The sequence below is a fragment of the Pseudomonas sp. S2_H01 genome (assembly GCF_054668305.1).
Genome location: NZ_CP162756.1, coordinates 346363 through 363773, shown reverse-complemented (window position 1 = coordinate 363773; position 17411 = coordinate 346363). Strand labels below are relative to the sequence as shown.

Sequence of the window (17411 nt, the reverse complement as noted above, 5' to 3'; positions counted from 1 at the left end):
GCTCGTCTCAATGCGGCAGGCCTGTGTTGCGCATCCCCAAAAGGTACTCAGTCCAAGCCACATCCTCCGTCGGGCACGGGGCTTTGCCGGTCACCTCGACCACGGCCCCTCGGCGGCGCCTCATGAATCCTGGCTTAAGCGCCCGCCAGAGGCCGCTGGAGCAGGACAGGGGAGCGGCGTAGTTCACCAGCAGCGTGATGCTGGCGTCCTGACTCAAAGCGCGCGCTATGCGCTGGCGGTCTTGCTCGACGCTCAGATTGCCTGCTATCACCTCCACGGACTGACCTGACGCATCGGTGATACGTCTGGCCAGTGTGTGGAGCCGCTCCAGGTCCTGAGCGATCAGGATCAGGTCGTAACCGTCGACGGCCATTTGGCGGGCGTAGGCCTGGCTGCGGGCTGACGATACGCCGGTGATGACGACGGTGCCTCGGTGCTTGAACATGGTGGGTCTTCTGTCGCAGCGTTCTCAGGCATAAGGGTAAGAGGATCTCCGACCGTAGATCGGCCATAAAACCCACCTATCCAGACGTCTTTTCCGGCCTTGCAGCGAATGGCCGAAAAGGGTGGTTTTACGACAGATGCCGGGTGGTTCATCGCTCTAACATCGGTTCTCGAAATGCACGACACGGCTCGAGCTGGCACGTGTTGCGCATCACCCCTTTCCCTCGGAGAACCGACATGAACCTCACTGACAACACCATCTTCATCACCGGCGGCACTTCCGGCATCGGTCGTGCCTTGGCCGAAGCGCTGCATGCTCGTGGTAACAAAGTGATCATTGCGGGACGTCGCAAGGCGTTGCTCGAACAAGTGACCGGCGCCAACCCGGGCATGGAAGCCGTGACACTGGACGTGGGTGATGCGGCCGACATCGCCCGGGTTACCGCTGACATCATCCGTCGTTTTCCGGACTTGAACGTGCTGATCAATAACGCCGGCATCATGCAGATCGACGACGCGAGCAGCGCGATTGACGAACAACTGCTGATCGATACGCTGACCACCAACGTGTATGGCCCGATCCGTGTCACCTCCGGTTTGATCGAGCATCTTAAAACCAGGCCCCAGGCCGTTGTCATGAACGTGTCGTCGGTACTGGCGTTCGTGCCGCTGGCCGTGACGGCCGTGTACAGCGCGACCAAAGCCGCCATGCACTCGTATTCGATGTCCCAGCGCTTCATGCTGCGCAACACGTCGGTACGGGTTCTGGAAATCGCGCCGCCTTGGGTTCAGACCGACCTGCTGGGCAGCAACGACGAACCGCGCGCCATGCCGCTGGCTGAGTTCATTGAAGAAACCATGGCGGTGCTGGCAACCGACGCCGATGAAATTCTGGTCGAACGCGCCGTTCCCCTGCGCGCCGCCGTAGGGCCGAACGAAATGGGTTTCGTGACTGCCTTCAATGAGTCATTCCTGGCGGGCTGAATCGTCCAGAAAGTGCGCCGCCACATCAACCGGTGTGGCGGTCAACCGTCCGTCATCCATCGCGCAATACCGAGGCCTTGCAGGCAACGCTTGCGTGCAAGGCGCCGGGGTCTAGAATCGATATCTTTGTGGCGGACCCAGCCCTCATGCAAACCGTTGCTCTCATTGTCAGGCCTGACTTTCAGGTCATGAGCCTGGCAGCGCTGTCGGCGTTCGAGTTCGCCAACATTGCCGCCGAAAAAAAGCTGTATGACATCCATCTGCTGTCAGAGCACGGCGGCCTTGTGGCGGCCAGCTCGTTGTTCACGTCGGTGTCGACCCAGCCATTGGATCATGCGCAGTTCGACACCTTGCTGATCAGCGGCGCCATGGATCGCTCATCGGCATCGCCGGCCATCAATGCGTTCCTGATCGAGGCTTACGCCCATTCCCGCCGAGTGGGCGCTTTGTGCGTGGGGGCATTCGCGCTGGCGGAAGCCGGACTGCTCGACGGTCGTCGGGCGACGGTGCACTGGGCGCGGGCGCGTGAAATGCGCCAGAACTTTCCGGCGATCAAGGTCGAGGAAGACCGGATCTACATCGTTGACGGCAAGATCTGGACGTCGGCCGGGATGTCGGCGGCGCTGGATTTAACCATTGGCATGGTGGAAAAGGACCATGGCCCGGAGCTCGCGCGCAAGGTGTCGCAGCATCTGGTCCTCTACCACCGCCGTGCCGGCGGTCAGTCGCAGCACTCCGCAATGCTGGAAATGAGCCCGAGCTCGGACCGGATCCAGATGTCCCTGGAATACGCCCGCAAGAACCTGCGCCGCGAATTGTCGGTTGAAGAGCTGGCCGATGCCGCGTGCTTGAGTGCGCGTCAGTTCAGTCGTTCGTTTCGGGCCGAAACCGGGATTTCGCCCGCCAAGGCGGTGGAAAATCTGCGCCTGGAGGCCGCACGTCTGATGATGGAGCAAGGGCGTCACTCGCTGGAAGCGGTGGCCAGTGAAACCGGATTCGGCGATCGGGAAAGGATGCGGCGGGCGTTTCTGCGCGTCTACGGGCAGTCGCCACAGTCATTACGGCGCAGTTTCGGGCCGGTGGTGGATGCGTTTTAGCCAGGTGGGACGTTGAGGCAGCGCCCACAGGATCCCGTGCAGATGCGCTCGATGGCGTTCAGGTGAAGAGAGGGCAGGCCCACAGGATTTGCATTGGCTACAAACCCTGTGAGCGGCCTGATCAGAAGTCGTCGTCTTTATCGAAGCGACGGGCTTCGCGTTGCAGCTGGTAGACGAAACGCTCGACCTGACGCTGCACCAGTCCACTGATGTTGTGAAAGCGCACGCCGGCAAAGGTGGTGTTGATTCGTTCTTCGAAGTGCAGATACCGCAGCTCGACCGGCGTGGTCATGCTGCCGAAGGGCAGGGAAGCGATGAAGCGCTCGTAGACCTGACCCAGCTGCATGCGTTCGGACACATCGCCTTCGAAGCGCAGTTTGCAACCGGTCGCGGAAATGTCCAGCAGCTTGCCCCTGAGCGGAAACTTCAGCTTGTCGCCACCGATTTCGATATCGACCAGAGACGCCAGTTTCAGGGCGGCGCGGAAGGCATTGCGGCGCTGGTGATACACCACTTCTTCAGGCAGGGGCCCACGATAACAATGCGGGTCCTCGATGATGGTCATCTGCGCTTTGACTTCCCAGGCGATGCGCACACCGTCATGGAAACCTTCGACACGGAACGCTTCACCGTTGGCCAGGAAGCGTTCACCGTCACGCGGGATCATCTCATCGAGCGAGATCTCGTTGCTGTCACGGTCGACGTCGATCACATAGCTCTGGAAGCGTTGGCTGCGTTCGTGGAAGGTGATGATCAAGGGATCATGGCTTTCCATCAGCAACCGCAGGTTGGCGGCAATTTCCAAAGGCGTAGTAAGTACCTTCGGGGGCTGCGGAACATCTTCCGCGCTTGAGGCATTCACGGTTTATCCATCTCCAGGCAAAAAACGACAGCGTGCGGCGGGCGGCATTTTGCCATCATGTCGCACGCCTTGATACAAGAACTTACGCCTGGCTGAGCGGACGTGGTCTGATCTTCCCGGACGTCGATCCCCGGCTGTCGTACAGCGCTGGAGTATCGCCACCGTTGAGGATTCTGAGCTGTTGGGCCGTGGTCAGCTGCTGGAGCTGGATCAGACTGCCATTCTGCTCGTTGGCGGCCTGACACTCGGTCATCAGCGCGCTCAGCTCATCACCCGCTTGCAACAACGCTTCACCGACCGATGAATGCTTGGCCACTTCTTCGAGTCCCGCGCGATTGGCGGGCAGGCCTAGACTGGTCATCAGTTGGCTACGTCTGCGTCCGTGCTGTTCGAGCACGATCACCAATGCCTGCTTCTGCGCCAGGATGTGTTCCATTTCGACCATATTGCGGCCGTGAAGCGCCAGTGACTCGGCCCTCAGGATGTCCAGCAGATGCCGGGTCGGCGCAATATCGTCCGTGATCAGTTGAAGCAATGTAGTGTCTTGCATCGCATGCCCTGGGATTTAAGCGTCCAGAAGCCCCTGCGCGTACCGGGGGCTAGCGCTGGGCTTCGAAATTAAGCAGTTTGTTCGCAACACGGTTGCTGTCGACCTTGTAGCTGCCGTCCGCAATAGCCTGTTTCAACTCAGCCACGCGGCTGTTGTTGACGACGGGCTGATCACGCAACGAATCAGTGATCTTCTGCAACTGTTGAGCTTCACTGCTCAAACTGACTGTCTCGCCGCTACCGCTGACGCTTCCAGAAGTGCTGACCGTCGCCGGGGCTTCGGTTTTGCTGGCTTCTTTGGTGTTGACGGTACGTGGAGTACCTCCAACGGTAGTGGAGTTATTCAAACGACTGAAGTCGATGACCATGATTGAAAACCTCTGGGTTCTAGGACGCTTGCCTTGGTTTCGGCCAAACCCGGAATAACTTTAGGGCCCGTGCGAAAACAGTCTTGAATTGACTTCGCACTGGGCATATCGGTTCCGAGTGTAGAAAAAGCGCAGGCGTAGCGCCAGAGGTCAATACCCGTCACATAGCAACCTCTACCTGGCCGGGGGCCACGATGTTGGCCTTGATCACCCGTTTGGAGTTCAGGTTTTTCACCCGTATTTGCTCGTTGAAACCGCCGTCGGACAAGGCTTCGCCCGGCATGCGCACGCTCATTGACCCACTGCGTGCGCTGATTACCACCTGATCGCCCTTGTGAACCATTTGCGGTTGTTCCAGGTGGACGGGCGTCAGCACTTGATCGATGACCGTTGGTCGGACAACTTTCTGCCCGACCGCCTGATCCAGCGAATCAAGGAAACCTTGTCCCAGCGTGCCTACGTCGCGCTCGCGCATCGCCACATCAGCCTCGGAAACGATCGCGTCCCGCTTCATGGGGCGGATGGCCGTCACCACGTTGCGAAACAAATGTACCTGGGCTGGCACGAACACCGTCCATGGAGCACTGCCTTCGCAACGCAGCTTCACGGTGACCCGGCCAATTGGCTGCGCCGGGCTTTCCAGCGACGCTGTCAAATCCCTGTCGCAATGCGGCATCCGCAAACGGGGATCGAGCTGTTTGACCTCGATTTCATAGCGGCCCTGGGTTTGACTCGTCGCCAAATAGTCTTCCACTGTGAATTCAAGAAAGCCCTGGGTGACGCCGATAAGTTGTTCAGGCAGGGTCACGTTGTCTGCTCGGCTCAGGCCGGCGGTGCCCAGCAGGCACACTGCAGCCAACACGCCCAAGAAATGGCGGGTTGCGGATGTCGGGCGTCGAGATACTGTCGTTTGTGTGTTCATGACGGGATAAATAGCAAGGCCCGTGCCGTTTGCCATCTGGCAGCGCGCAATTGGTCGTTTTGGGAAGGAGTGGGGCATGGCTGGTGTTTTGGATTCAGTGAACCAGCGCACTCAACTGGTAGGGCAGAACCGCCTTGAATTGCTGCTGTTCCGTCTGGACGGCAAGCAGTTGTACGGGATCAACGTGTTCAAGGTAAAAGAGGTGCTTCAGTGCCCAAAACTTACCCACATGCCCAAATCCAGTCCGATTGTGCGCGGAGTGGCAAATATTCGAGGCGGTACGATTCCGATCCTCGACCTGGCGATGGCCACCGGCTCGGCGAAGCTGGGCAGCATTGACAACGCGTTCGTGATCATCACGGAATACAACACCAAGATTCAGGGTTTCCTGGTGCATTCGGTCGAACGCATCGTGAACATGAACTGGGAAGACATTCATCCGCCGCCCAAGGGAACCGGTCGCGATCACTACCTGACGGCGGTGACGCGGATCGACAACCAGTTGGTGGAAATCATCGACGTGGAAAAAATCCTCGCCGAAGTGGCGCCGGTGTCGGAAAACATTTCCGCAGGTGTGGTCACCGAGGAGGTCGCGCACAAGGCATTGTCGCTGCGGGTACTGACGGTCGATGACTCGTCGGTGGCGCGCAAGCAGGTGACGCGTTGCCTGCAAACGGTGGGCGTCGAGGTCACTGCGTTGAATGACGGTCGTCAGGCACTCGAATTCCTGCGCAAACTGGTGGACGAGGGCAAGAAACCGGAAGAGGAGTTCTTGATGATGATCTCCGACATTGAAATGCCGGAGATGGACGGCTACACCCTCACTGCTGAGATTCGTAGCGATCCGCGCATGCAGAAGCTGCACATCATCTTGCACACGTCGCTGTCCGGGGTGTTCAACCAGGCGATGGTGAAGAAAGTAGGTGCCGATGATTTTCTGGCCAAGTTTCGGCCGGACGATCTAGCAGCTAGAGTGGTAGATCGTATCAGGGCGGCAGATATCAGCTGAGGAAGCACTTCCTCGGCTGTTCACATGATTTGAGAGGCGGCATGTCTACAGGTAATTTGGATTTTGAACAGTTCCGGGTCTTCCTGGAAAAAGCCTGTGGCATTTTGCTGGGTGAAAATAAGCAGTATCTGGTCTCCAGTCGCCTGAACAAGCTGTTGGAACAGCAGGGCATCAAGTCCCTTGGGGAGTTGATCCAGCGCATCCAGAGCCAGCCGCGCAGCGGGTTGCGCGAGCAGGTGGTGGACGCGATGACCACCAACGAAACCCTGTGGTTTCGCGACACCTACCCGTTCGAGGTGCTGAAGAACAAGGTCTTGCCGGAGCAGTTGAAGGCAAGTCCCGGCCTGCGTCCTCGTATCTGGTCCGCGGCGTGTTCGTCGGGGCAGGAGCCGTATTCGCTGTCGATGTCGATCGATGAGTTTGAGCGCAGCAACCCGGGGCAGTTGAAGGCCGGTGCGCAGATCGTGGCCACGGACTTGTCGGGCAGTATGTTGAATAACTGCAAGACGGGTGAATACGACAGTCTGGCGATCGGGCGCGGTTTGTCGCCTGACCGTTTGCAGCGTTATTTTGACCAGAAGACGCCTGGGCGCTGGACGGTGAAGGCGCCTATCAAGAGTCGTGTGGAGTTTCGTTCGTTCAACCTGCTGGACAGTTATGCGGCGTTGGGCAAGTTCGATATCGTGTTTTGTCGCAACGTGCTGATCTATTTTTCGGCTGAGGTGAAGAAGGACATTCTGCTGAGGATTCATTCAACGTTGAAACCAGGCGGGTATTTGTTCCTGGGGGCTTCGGAGGCGTTGAATGGTCTGCCGGATCACTACCAGATGGTTCAGTGCAGTCCCGGGATTATTTATCAGGCCAAATGATTTCGCTGGTTATCTGAAAAAACCTCGCTTTGGCGGGGTTTTTTTATTGGTAGGTTTTGATGTGTTCTAGTTTCTTGGTGGCGCTGGTTATTGTGTGCATATCCTTTTTTGAAGGCGAGGCGGATTGCGGTTCCGCTCTTACAGCGGGTCACTTTTTTCAAGAGCCAAAAAAGTAACCAAAAAGGCCCTGCTCCTGGTTGGGCCCGACTTCGTCGGGTTCCTTCTCTCCGGCGACGCTCCGTGGGCCCGCCGCCATCGGCCATCCATGGCCGGGGGCGGCTCTCGCGGCATCCATGCCGCTCGGCCCACTGCGCGCCGCCTGCGTTCAGCCTGCACCCAAGTCGCGTTTTGTGGTGTTTGACCCGTTGGTGTACAAGAACAAAATCAAAAGCAGGAGCGGAACAAAGCATCAGGATTTCGCAATCTCTGTAGGAGCGCGCTTGCCCGCGATCTACCGCGCAGCGGTAGCGAAATCAGGCGACTCGGTTGTACCTGATACACCGCATGCACCGGATGTGCTGCCGGTTCCCGGCAGATCGCGGGCAAGCGCGCTCCTACAGGTATCGCGTCATCCGATGCTTTTGATTTTGCTTTTCTAGCGCGATAGTCCAGACACCACAAATCGCGACTTGGGCGCAGGCCGAACGCAGGCGGGCCCACGGAGCGTCGCCGGAGTGAGGGTACGACGACGAAGGAGTCGCCAAACCAGGAGTTCAGACCCTTGGTTACTTGGGGATGGTCCGGCATTCCGGTTTTCAAGTAACTCGCCGGAGGCGAAATAATTTGGCCGTTAGGCCGAATCGTGGCGATTACGGATATGTCCCGGTTCTCGAAGACAAACTGGCAGTTACCGCGTCAGCGGCAAAAAAACGGCACCCACCTTGCCGCTTGCCTCCCCACCAGCGGAAATCGCTTGCCGCTTTTCTGGCATCACCCTTGCCGATCGCCTCCGAAACCCCCGGAATACGGGCGTTTCTAAAAGTGGCACGCCGCTTGCTATCTCTCTGTCACGAACATCTGGTCAACCGGTAAAGGTTTCCCGACATGAGCATCAGCTTCGACAAAGCACTGGGCATTCACGAAAAGGCGCTGAACTTCCGCGCCCAACGTGCCGAAGTGCTGGCCAACAACATCACCAACGCCGACACGCCTAACTACAAGGCGCGCGACCTGGACTTCTCCAAGGTGTTGGCCGCTGAAAGCGACAAGGCCAACAACGGCACCTTCGCCCTCAACATGACCAACAATCGTCATATCGAAGCGCAAGGCATGACCGATGGCGACGCCAGCTTGCTGTACCGCACGCCGTCGCAGCCTTCGCTGGACCAGAACACCGTCGATTCCCAGGTCGAGAACGCCAACTACGCCGAGAACGCCATTGGCTTTCAGGCCAGTTTCACGTTGCTCAACAGTAAGTTCAAAGGGCTGGTAGCAGCCCTGCGTGGAGAGTAATTCATGTCGCTATCCAGTGTTTTCAATATCGCCGGCAGTGGCATGAGTGCGCAGAACACTCGCCTGAACACCGTCGCCAGTAACATCGCCAACGCCGAGACTGTTTCGTCCAGTCTGGACAAGACCTACCGCGCCCGTCACCCGGTGTTCGCCACTGTGTTTCAAGGGCAGGAGTCCGGCGGCAGCGCGTCGCTGTTCGAAGATCAGGGGCAGGCCGGCACCGGCGTGCAGGTGTCCGGCATCGTCGAAGATTCTTCCAATCTGGAAGCACGTTACGAGCCCAACCATCCAGCAGCCGACAAGAACGGTTACGTCTATTACCCGAACGTCAACGTCGTCAATGAGATGGCTGACATGATTTCGGCGAGCCGCTCGTTCCAGACCAACGCGGAAGTCATGAACACCGCCAAAACAATGATGCAGAAGGTCCTGACTCTGGGTCAGTGATAAGGGGCGAATGCAATGAGCGTGACTAACGACACGACGACCAGCGACTACCTCAAGTCGTTGCAGACGGTGACCTCCGGCAAGACCGGCGACTCCGCCACGGGCGCCAGCACGCTGGGCAAGGACTCGTTCCTGCAGCTGCTGGTCACCCAGATGCAAAACCAGAACCCGCTCGACCCGCAAGACAACAGCGAATTCGTGGCGCAACTGGCGCAGTTCAGCAGCCTGGAAACCATGCAGAACCTGAGCACATCGGTTGATGCGATTGGCGGCATGTACCAGTCATCGCAAGCGCTGCAAGCGTCGTCGCTGGTGGGTCGCTCGGTGATCGTCGACAGCGGTTCGACCAACGTGGACACCACTAAGGGCATGACCGGTCAGGTCGTTCTGCCTTCTACCAGCACCGTGACCAGCGTCGATGTTTACGACAGCACCGGCACCATCGTGCGCACGATCGACCTCGGTGAGCAGAAAGCCGGCAATGCCAGCTTTACCTGGGATGGCAAAGACGACGCGGGCCAGACACTGGCGACCGGTAACTACAGCTTTAAAGCGTCGGGCAGCCTGGACGGTACGAAAACAGGGCTCACGACCTACCTCCCTGCGACGGTGACCAGCGTCACCATGGGCACGGCTGGCACTGCCATGACGCTTAACCTGGCCAACGGCGAAAACATCGCCTTGTCCAAAGTTCAACAAATCGGAATCTAGAGCCGACTCGACGGCGCAGGAGTGATACATGTCTTTCAATATCGGTCTGAGTGGGCTCTACGCAGCAAATAAAAGTCTCGACGTCACCGGCAACAACATTGCCAACGTCGCGACCGTCGGCTTCAAGTCGTCCCGTGCCGAGTTCGCCGACCAGTACGCGCAATCCATTCGCGGTACGTCCGGTGGCACCAGCGTCGGCAGCGGCGTGACCACCGCAGCGGTCACGCAGAACTTCACCCAAGGTGCGTTGACCACCGGTACCGGTCGTGATCTCGACCTGGCAATCAACGGCAACGGCTTCTTCATGGTCAGCAACAATGGCGAGAAGCTGTACACCCGTGCCGGTAACTTCCACACCGACACCGCCGGCAACGTCATCGACACCAACGGCAATAATCTGCAGGGTTATGGCGTTGATGCCAATGGCAACGTGAAGACGGGCGTTTTGACCAACCTCAAGGTCGACACCTCGAACATGCCGCCGAAGGCGACCAGCGAGATCACCATCAGCTCGAACCTGAATTCCGCTACAGAAATCAACACCGCTGCGGCGTTCGATCCGGCGAAGGTCGAGACCTATGACCTGACCTACAGCACCAAGATCTACGACAGTCAGGGTAACGAACACCAGCTGAACCAGTATTTCCGGAAGACGGGACTCAATACCTGGGACATGTACACACAGATCGACGGCCGCAGCATCAGTGACCCGACGCAGACCACGCCGGATGTGACCAATCTGACGTTCGATTCGGCGGGTAACATGGTCACCACGCCAGCGCCGACTTCGACTGCCAACATGGTGGTGAACGCCGACGGTACGTTCACCATCGCGAACTGGATCCCAGGCCAAAGCAAGACCGTAGGCTCCACCACCACCTGGGCAGCCAACGGCGCCGCCGCAGCAGCGGGTGGCATGAAGTTCGACATGTTGGCGACCACGCAGACCAATGCTACTGGCGGTGCGATCTCCAAGAATCAAAATGGTAACTACACCGGCCAGATCAGTGCGATGAGCGTTGACTCCTCGGGTAAGCTGTTCGCTACCTACACCAATGGTTTGTCTCAGACTATCGGCCAGGTAGCGTTGACATCTTTCGCCAACGTCCAGGGCCTGTCTCCGGCGGGCGGTACCATGTGGCGTGAAACCTACGCTTCGGGCATTCCGGTGACCGGCGCGCCGGAGTCCGGTACGTTGGGCAACATTACCGGTTCGGCGCTGGAAGAGTCCAACGTTGACCTGACCACCGAACTGGTCGAGCTGATCAAGGCGCAAAGTAACTATCAGGCGAACGCGAAGACCATTTCGACTGAAAGCACCATCATGCAGACCACGATTCAGATGACCTGATAACGGTTCTTTTTTATTGAGCCCCTCCTCGGAGGGGCTTTTTTTTTGAGTGTTAGAAACTGAATCGGGTTCGGCCCTCAGGACGAACCATCAGCGTCATTCCAAACAGGATCTTCATCCGAATCACAGCAGCACAGCCGCCCCATGCGGTGCAAAAAACATCAAGAGTCATCCCACTCTCTTCCTGGAAATTTCCTACTTCCGTTAATGCGAGACTCAAATTCGCTGACAAATAAATGCCATTGAAAGGTCGCTTTCGATCGCATTCGTTTGCCTGCGAAACCCATGCATTGACGGACGTGCCGTGCATAGCGGCTCAGGGAGAGTTCATGTCATTCAACATCGCAGTGGCCGGTCTGCACGCGGCGCATAAACGAATGGAAGTTGCCGGCAATAACATTGCCAACGTCCATACCTCAGGTTTCAAGTCTTCGCGCGCGGAATTCGCCGCGGTTTATTCTTCTGCAGGCCTGGGGAGCGGTCGATCTTCAGGTGATGGCGTACGCGTGGCGGATGTCTCGCAAAACTTCGCGCAGGGGGGCGCTAAATCGAGCGAGGGACGCCCGCTAGACATGCGGATCCAGGGCCAGGGTTTTTTCGTGATGAGCGACGGCGGCGCATTGAGCTACACGCGCTCGGGGGCCTTTCACATGGACAAGGAAAACTTCGTGGTCGATGCCCAGGGCAGTCGGTTGCAAGGGTATGGCGTCAATAACGAAGGCGAACTCATCAGCGGGGTGCGAAGTGACCTGAAAATCGACACCGCCAATCTTGCACCTGAACCCACGAGCAAGGTGGGGCAGACCGTAAACCTTGACGCCGCCACGGCTTCGCTGGCGGCTGTTCCGCGTTTCAATCCCGATGATTCACGTACGTATACACGTATGGTCAGCCGCACGATTCAGGACGCGGGCGTGCCGGAAGTGAAGGAGGTTCTGGGTATCGACGCTGCGGGGAACAGCACCGTCGTGGTCCCGGCAAAAGCCGCTGTGCCACCGCAGGATCATGAGCTCAAGCAATACTTCGTCAAGCTCGATGACAACACCTGGACCTCGTATATCCTCATCGACGGCATCAATCCGCTGGACCCTTCTAACAGGTCGCCGCTGGAAGTGGGGTTGCACACTGCGCCCAACGGCGCGCTGTCCCTGACCGGCAATTCGGCGGCGATCGACAAGACGTCCAACACTGAACTGGCCCTGCGAGACTGGCGCCCGGCGATCAAGGTCAATGGCGGCTGGGTGCCGAGTGACGCGGCCAATGCCGGTCCGATTTCCATCCCGCTCAGCGATGGCAGCGGCAGTTTGCTCAGCCCGACGGACGCCGTCATCCCGCGTCCGGTTCCGACGTTCAACCCGAACGACCTGTCCACCTACAACAAGGTGTTCACCTCAACCGTGTTCGACAGCCTTGGCAACGCGCACCCGATGGCGCAGTACTTCGTCAAGGACGGCAGCAACAGCTGGAAGATGCATGTGCTGGTCGACGGTCTGAACCCCCAGGACCCCAGCCGCAAGGATCCGGTGACGGCGAGCATGCTGTTCGACAGTCGTGGCAACTTGCAGTCGTTGGTTGGCGGTGCCGGGTTGGTGGGGGCGAGCCAGACATTGACCCTGACGGGCTGGGTGCCGGCCAAGCCGATGGAGGGCGGTCGCCCCGGCAGTTCGTGGGGCAGCAATGGCGCTTCGGCCAACGGTGACGGGATCGTCATGGACATGAGCAAGCTCAGCCAGTACCGCGCACCCACGGCCTTGACCTCGCCGGTGGTCGATGGGCATGCGCCGGGGGAAATCCGGGCGATCTCGATTGATCGCACGGGTGTCATCAGTGCCGGTTTCAGCAACGGCCTGCACCGCAAGATCGGTCAGGTCATGCTTGCCAGTTTCACCAACGAACAGGGTCTGCAGGCCATCACCGGCACGCGCTGGAAAGAAACCCATGAATCGGGCGTCGCCCAGTACGACGGGGCGGCGATCGGCAGTCTGGGCAGTATCGCCGAGCAGTCACTGGAGGGCTCCAACGTCGATTTGTCGCAGGAGTTGGTGGAGCTGATTCAGGCGCAGACGGCGTACCAGGCGAACTCGAAAACGCTGTCCACTGAGGCCGAGTTGATGCAGACGTTGATCCGGGCGACGTGATCGAGAGGATGGCGGCGTGCGCGGATGCCGGGTGCGCCGCCTTTCCAAAGGCTATCGACTAACCCTGTGGGAGCGAATTTATTCGCGATGCGGTCGAGCTGGCGATGGATCTCTATCGCCTGCCCACGCCTCTCGCGAATGAATTCGCTCCCACAGGCGTGGACTGGATGCTTGCTTAAAGGGTTAATGATTGTGCCAGCACCCGATTCAACTCAAATAGAACAATCAGCCTTCACAAACCCTCTGCTGACCTTGGTCCAGCCCTTGCCAGGGCTGGTCTGTGCGCAGACGGTTTTGTCCTTTCCTTGCCACAGGTAATACGGCGCTCGCGCGGCAACGGCCACGGTGGAGCAGGCGAGGAGGAGGGCGAGGACGAGCGGCAAGCGCATGGCAGGTTCCTGTGGCAAAAAAGGCCGGTGAGCAAATCGCTGCAATTATCGCTCCTCGGTTAAAGCGCCTCACGCGAAATTTTTTTGGCGGCGCAGACGACGGATTTCGCACAAAGCGGCGGTCCACCGTCGCGGCTGGAAATCGTCTCGGTCAGCGACAGTGATTTGGCCCCGTAAGCATTGGAAAATCAGCACTTTGTATCGCCGCTGAAAAACTGGTTCGATTATTGCTATGACCTCTGCAGTACAGCTACAGGCGGCAAACGTCTGTCGGAGGAGGAAGACTGTGGACAAGTTGCTTTACGTGGCCATGAGCGGTGCGTCGGAAAACGCCATTGCGCAAAAGGCCCATGCCAACAACCTGGCGAACGTCTCGACCAACGGATTTCAGCGCGACCTTGAACAGGCCCGCTCGATGCCGGTGTTTGGCGAGGTTAACCCGTCGCGCGCCTATGCCATGAGCGAGCGTCCGGGCACCGACTTCAGCCAGGGTTCGATGATCGACACCGGTCGTGAACTGGACGTTGCCGTCAAGGGCAATGGCTGGATGGCGGTCCAGACCCCCGACGGCGGTGAGGCCTACACCCGCACTTCCAGCATGAACATTGACGCCCTCGGCGTGCTGCGTGATGGCAATGGTTTGCCGGTCATGGGCAACAGCGGGCCGATTGCCGTGCCGCCTCAGCAGCAGATCGAGATCGGCGCCGACGGCACGATCAGCGTTCGCTCCCTGGGTGAAAGCCCGCAGGTCATGGCTGAGATTGACCGCATCAAGCTGGTCAAGCCGAACCTGGCGAACATGGAAAAAGGCCCCGACGGTCTGATGCACACCAAAGACGGCAAACCGGCGCAGGCCGATGCCGATGTGCAGGTGGAATCCGGGTTCCTGCAGTCGAGCAACGTCAACGCCGTCGAGGAAATGACCTCGGTGCTGGCGTTGTCCCGTCAATTCGAACTGCACATCAAGATGATGAAGACCGCCGAGCAGGATGACGAGTCGATGGCTCGCGTCTTGCAAATGGGCTAATGACTGACAGCTTGCGCCGATAATCAGGCGCTCGAGGAGAAACACGAATGCTTCCGGCACTCTATGTAGCGAAAACCGGCCTGGCGGCTCAGGACACCAACCTGACCACCATTTCGAACAACCTGGCCAACGTCTCGACCACGGGTTTCAAAAGTGATCGCGCCGAGTTCCAGGACCTGCTCTACCAGATCAAGCGTCAGCCAGGTGCTCAGTCCACTCAGGACAGCGAGCTGCCTTCCGGTCTGCAGTTGGGTACCGGTGTGCGCATCGTCGGCACGCAGAAAAACTTCACGGCGGGCAGCCTGCAAACCACCAACCAGCCGCTGGACATGGCGGTAAACGGCCGTGGTTTCTTCCAGATCCGTCAACCTGACGGCACCCTGGCCTACACCCGCGACGGTACGTTCCACCTCGACCAGAACGGCCAGATCGTGACCTCCAACGGTTATGCGCTGGAGCCTGCGATTGTCGTTCCACAAGACTCGCAGACCTTCACGGTCGGTGAAGACGGCACCGTGTCGATCACCACGTCGACCAACACCGCGACGCCACAGATCATCGGCAACATCCAGACCGCCGACTTCATCAACCCGGCCGGCCTGCAATCGCAAGGCGGCAACCTGTACCTGGAAACCGCTTCCAGCGGTGCGCCGCAGGTCGGTACGCCAGGTCTGAACGGTCTGGGCGTGGTCAAGCAGAACACCCTGGAAAACTCCAACGTCAGCACCGTGGAAGAGCTGGTGAACATGATCACCACTCAGCGCGCCTACGAGATGAACTCCAAAGTCATCTCGACCGCCGACTCGATGCTGCAGTACGTGACGCAGAACTTGTAATCCGGCGTTGTAAACGGAGCCTGAGACACCTGATGTTCTTCAACGAAACACCTGATCAATCCGATGGGGCGCCTGAAAACCGCCTGCTACACCGCGAGGTTTTAAGTGTCATGAAACGGCTTTCTGTATTGCGGCTTTCCCTGTTGGCAGCACCGCTGTGCGGTATCGCGCTGCTGACAGGTTGCGTTGCGCCTTCGGCCAAACCCAATGACCCTTACTACGCGCCGGTGTTGCCACGAACGCCGCTGCCTTCGGCGGCGAACAACGGTTCGATCTATCAGGCCGGTTTCGAGCAGAACCTCTATGGCGACCGCAAGGCCTACCGGGTCGGTGACATCATCACCATCACCCTGTCCGAGAGAATGGCAGCCAGCAAGGCGGCCAGTTCCGGGATCAGCAAGACCAGCAAAACCAGTGTCGGCCTGTCGTCGCTGTTTGGCGTGGGCGTGAACACCAATAATCCAGTGGGCAGCGGCGACCTGAGCCTGGACGCCGGTTACTCCGGCGACCGCGCCACCAAGGGCGACGGCAAGGCCGCGCAGAGCAACAGCCTGACCGGTTCGATCACCGTTACCGTGGCCGATGTGCTGCCTAACGGCATTCTGTCGGTGCGTGGCGAGAAATGGATGACGCTCAACACCGGCGATGAGCTGGTGCGTATCGCGGGCCTCATCCGTGCCGATGACATCGCCACCGACAACACCGTGTCGTCCACTCGCGTGGCCGATGCGCGCATCACATATTCCGGTACAGGGGCGTTTGCCGATTCCAGTCAGCCAGGCTGGTTCGACCGATTCTTCCTGAGCCCGTTGTTCCCTTTCTGATACCGGGATAGCCATGATCACGTTCAAGCAACTGATAGCGGCAGCGCTGCTGTTCACCACGGCCATCGGCGCACACGCCGAGCGCCTGAAGGACATCGCCAGCATTTCCGGCGTGCGGACCAACCAATTGATCGGTTACGGTCTGGTGGTGGGCCTGAACGGCACGGGTGACCAGACCACCCAGACGCCGTTCACCCTGCAGACCTTCAACAACATGCTCTCGCAGTTCGGCATCAAGGTGCCGGCGGGTTCGGGCACGGTGCAGCTGAAAAACGTTGCGGCCGTGGCGGTGTACGCCGACCTGCCACCGTTTGCCAAACCGGGTCAGCAGATCGACATCACCGTGTCGTCCATCGGTAACTCGAAAAGCCTGCGCGGCGGCAGCCTGTTGATGACCCCGATGAAAGGTATCGACGGCAACGTGTATGCGGTCGCTCAGGGCAACCTGGTGGTTGGCGGTTTTGATGCCGAAGGCCGTGACGGTTCCAAGATCACTGTCAACGTTCCGTCGTCGGGTCGTATCCCGGGCGGTGCATCGGTGGAGCGCGCGGTGCCGAGCGGTTTCAATCAGGGCAACTCGCTGACGCTGAACCTTAACCGCAACGACTTCACCACCGCCAAACGCATCGTCGACAAGATCAACGACATGCTTGGCCCTGGCGTTGCTCAGGCACTGGACGGCGGCTCTGTGCGCGTGACCGCGCCGCTGGACCCTAACCAGCGCGTCGATTACCTGTCGGTGCTGGAAAACCTGGAAATCGATCCGGGCCAGACCTCGGCCAAGGTCATCATCAACTCGCGTACCGGCACGATCGTGATCGGTCAGAACGTCAAGGTGTCGCCTGCTGCGGTGACCCACGGCAGCCTGACCGTGACCATTACCGAAGACCCGGTGGTCAGTCAGCCGGGTGCGTTCTCCAACGGCCAGACCGCCGTGGTCCCGCGTTCCAAGATCAACGCGCAGCAAGAGCTGCACCCGATGTTCAAGTTCGGTCCCGGCACCACGCTGGACGAAATCGTGCGTGCAGTTAACCAGGTGGGCGCAGCCCCGGGTGACTTGATGGCCATTCTCGAAGCACTCAAGCAGGCCGGCGCATTGCAAGCCGATCTGATCGTGATTTAAGGGCGCAGC

19 protein-coding genes are annotated in these 17411 nt (G+C 59.0%); 13 read left to right on the top strand and 6 right to left on the bottom strand.

Annotated elements, in window-relative coordinates; genetic code table 11:
• Window positions 1–7 precede the first annotated feature (7 nt).
• Entirely contained in the window at window positions 8–445 is a 438-nt protein-coding gene (locus AB4N84_RS01670; protein ID WP_460044982.1) for an SDR family NAD(P)-dependent oxidoreductase, read from the bottom strand.
• Between the two features lie 236 nt (window positions 446–681).
• On the opposite strand from AB4N84_RS01670, the gene AB4N84_RS01665 reads away from it, so the two are divergent.
• Together AB4N84_RS01665 and AB4N84_RS01660 are read left to right on the top strand one after the other, a co-directional pair.
• On the top strand, window positions 682–1428 hold the full coding sequence (locus AB4N84_RS01665; RefSeq protein ID WP_460044981.1) for an SDR family oxidoreductase: 747 nt from the start codon (window positions 682–684) through the stop codon (window positions 1426–1428).
• A gap of 146 nt (window positions 1429–1574) precedes the next feature.
• The gene (locus AB4N84_RS01660; RefSeq protein WP_460044980.1) at window positions 1575–2525 is read left to right on the top strand and encodes a GlxA family transcriptional regulator; all 951 of its coding nucleotides are present in this window, start codon (window positions 1575–1577) and stop codon (window positions 2523–2525) included.
• A gap of 121 nt (window positions 2526–2646) precedes the next feature.
• On the opposite strand, the gene AB4N84_RS01655 is transcribed toward AB4N84_RS01660, so the two are convergent.
• From AB4N84_RS01655 to flgA, 4 genes are all read right to left on the bottom strand, one after another.
• Window positions 2647–3387, bottom strand: a complete 741-nt coding sequence (locus tag AB4N84_RS01655) for a flagellar brake protein (protein WP_074758724.1) — start codon at window positions 3385–3387, stop codon at window positions 2647–2649.
• A gap of 82 nt (window positions 3388–3469) precedes the next feature.
• Window positions 3470–3937 carry a flagella synthesis protein FlgN gene (locus tag AB4N84_RS01650; RefSeq protein WP_460044978.1) on the bottom strand — a complete coding sequence of 156 codons (468 nt, stop codon included), beginning with the start codon at window positions 3935–3937 and terminating at the stop codon, window positions 3470–3472.
• A 49-nt stretch (window positions 3938–3986) separates the two neighbouring features.
• On the bottom strand, window positions 3987–4304 hold the full coding sequence (flgM, locus tag AB4N84_RS01645; protein ID WP_460044977.1) for a flagellar biosynthesis anti-sigma factor FlgM: 318 nt from the start codon (window positions 4302–4304) through the stop codon (window positions 3987–3989).
• 160 nt (window positions 4305–4464) lie between these two features.
• Window positions 4465–5226 (bottom strand): flagellar basal body P-ring formation chaperone FlgA, encoded by a 762-nt coding sequence (gene flgA / locus AB4N84_RS01640; RefSeq protein WP_460046913.1) that lies wholly within the window; start codon window positions 5224–5226, stop codon window positions 4465–4467.
• A 76-nt stretch (window positions 5227–5302) separates the two neighbouring features.
• Between flgA and AB4N84_RS01635 the strand changes: the two genes are divergently transcribed.
• The 7 genes from AB4N84_RS01635 (at window position 5303) to AB4N84_RS01605 (ending at window position 13203) form a co-directional block, all read left to right on the top strand.
• A complete protein-coding gene (locus AB4N84_RS01635; protein ID WP_074758730.1) occupies window positions 5303–6235 on the top strand; it encodes a chemotaxis protein CheV in 933 nt (310 codons plus the stop codon).
• Window positions 6236–6276: 41 nt separating this feature from the next.
• Complete coding sequence (cheR, locus tag AB4N84_RS01630; RefSeq protein ID WP_074758732.1) at window positions 6277–7104, top strand: protein-glutamate O-methyltransferase CheR; 828 nt, start codon at window positions 6277–6279, stop codon at window positions 7102–7104.
• A 1044-nt stretch (window positions 7105–8148) separates the two neighbouring features.
• Window positions 8149–8556, top strand: a complete 408-nt coding sequence (gene flgB / locus AB4N84_RS01625) for a flagellar basal body rod protein FlgB (protein ID WP_074758734.1) — start codon at window positions 8149–8151, stop codon at window positions 8554–8556.
• Between the two features lie 3 nt (window positions 8557–8559).
• Window positions 8560–9003, top strand: a complete 444-nt coding sequence (gene flgC / locus AB4N84_RS01620) for a flagellar basal body rod protein FlgC (protein ID WP_074758736.1) — start codon at window positions 8560–8562, stop codon at window positions 9001–9003.
• 15 nt (window positions 9004–9018) lie between these two features.
• Window positions 9019–9714, top strand: a complete 696-nt coding sequence (gene flgD, locus AB4N84_RS01615) for a flagellar hook assembly protein FlgD (protein ID WP_074758738.1) — start codon at window positions 9019–9021, stop codon at window positions 9712–9714.
• 28 nt (window positions 9715–9742) lie between these two features.
• Window positions 9743–11065, top strand: coding sequence for a flagellar hook protein FlgE (gene flgE / locus AB4N84_RS01610; RefSeq protein ID WP_074758740.1), 1323 nt, complete (start codon window positions 9743–9745; stop codon window positions 11063–11065).
• Window positions 11066–11394: 329 nt separating this feature from the next.
• A complete protein-coding gene (locus AB4N84_RS01605; RefSeq protein ID WP_460044976.1) occupies window positions 11395–13203 on the top strand; it encodes a flagellar hook protein FlgE in 1809 nt (602 codons plus the stop codon).
• Between the two features lie 212 nt (window positions 13204–13415).
• On the opposite strand, the gene AB4N84_RS01600 is transcribed toward AB4N84_RS01605, so the two are convergent.
• Window positions 13416–13592: a hypothetical protein gene (locus tag AB4N84_RS01600; RefSeq protein ID WP_167362128.1), complete on the bottom strand. Its 177-nt coding sequence runs from the start codon at window positions 13590–13592 to the stop codon at window positions 13416–13418.
• A gap of 286 nt (window positions 13593–13878) precedes the next feature.
• Here AB4N84_RS01600 and AB4N84_RS01595 point away from each other — a divergent pair, with 286 nt between their 5' ends.
• The 4 genes from AB4N84_RS01595 (at window position 13879) to AB4N84_RS01580 (ending at window position 17402) form a co-directional block, all read left to right on the top strand.
• Window positions 13879–14619, top strand: a complete 741-nt coding sequence (locus AB4N84_RS01595) for a flagellar basal body rod protein FlgF (protein ID WP_074758744.1) — start codon at window positions 13879–13881, stop codon at window positions 14617–14619.
• A gap of 47 nt (window positions 14620–14666) precedes the next feature.
• Complete coding sequence (flgG, locus tag AB4N84_RS01590; RefSeq protein ID WP_346829844.1) at window positions 14667–15455, top strand: flagellar basal-body rod protein FlgG; 789 nt, start codon at window positions 14667–14669, stop codon at window positions 15453–15455.
• Between the two features lie 110 nt (window positions 15456–15565).
• Window positions 15566–16279, top strand: a complete 714-nt coding sequence (flgH, locus tag AB4N84_RS01585; protein ID WP_074758811.1) for a flagellar basal body L-ring protein FlgH — start codon at window positions 15566–15568, stop codon at window positions 16277–16279.
• A gap of 13 nt (window positions 16280–16292) precedes the next feature.
• On the top strand, window positions 16293–17402 hold the full coding sequence (locus AB4N84_RS01580) for a flagellar basal body P-ring protein FlgI (protein WP_346829846.1): 1110 nt from the start codon (window positions 16293–16295) through the stop codon (window positions 17400–17402).
• The last annotated feature ends 9 nt before the right edge of the window (window positions 17403–17411 follow it).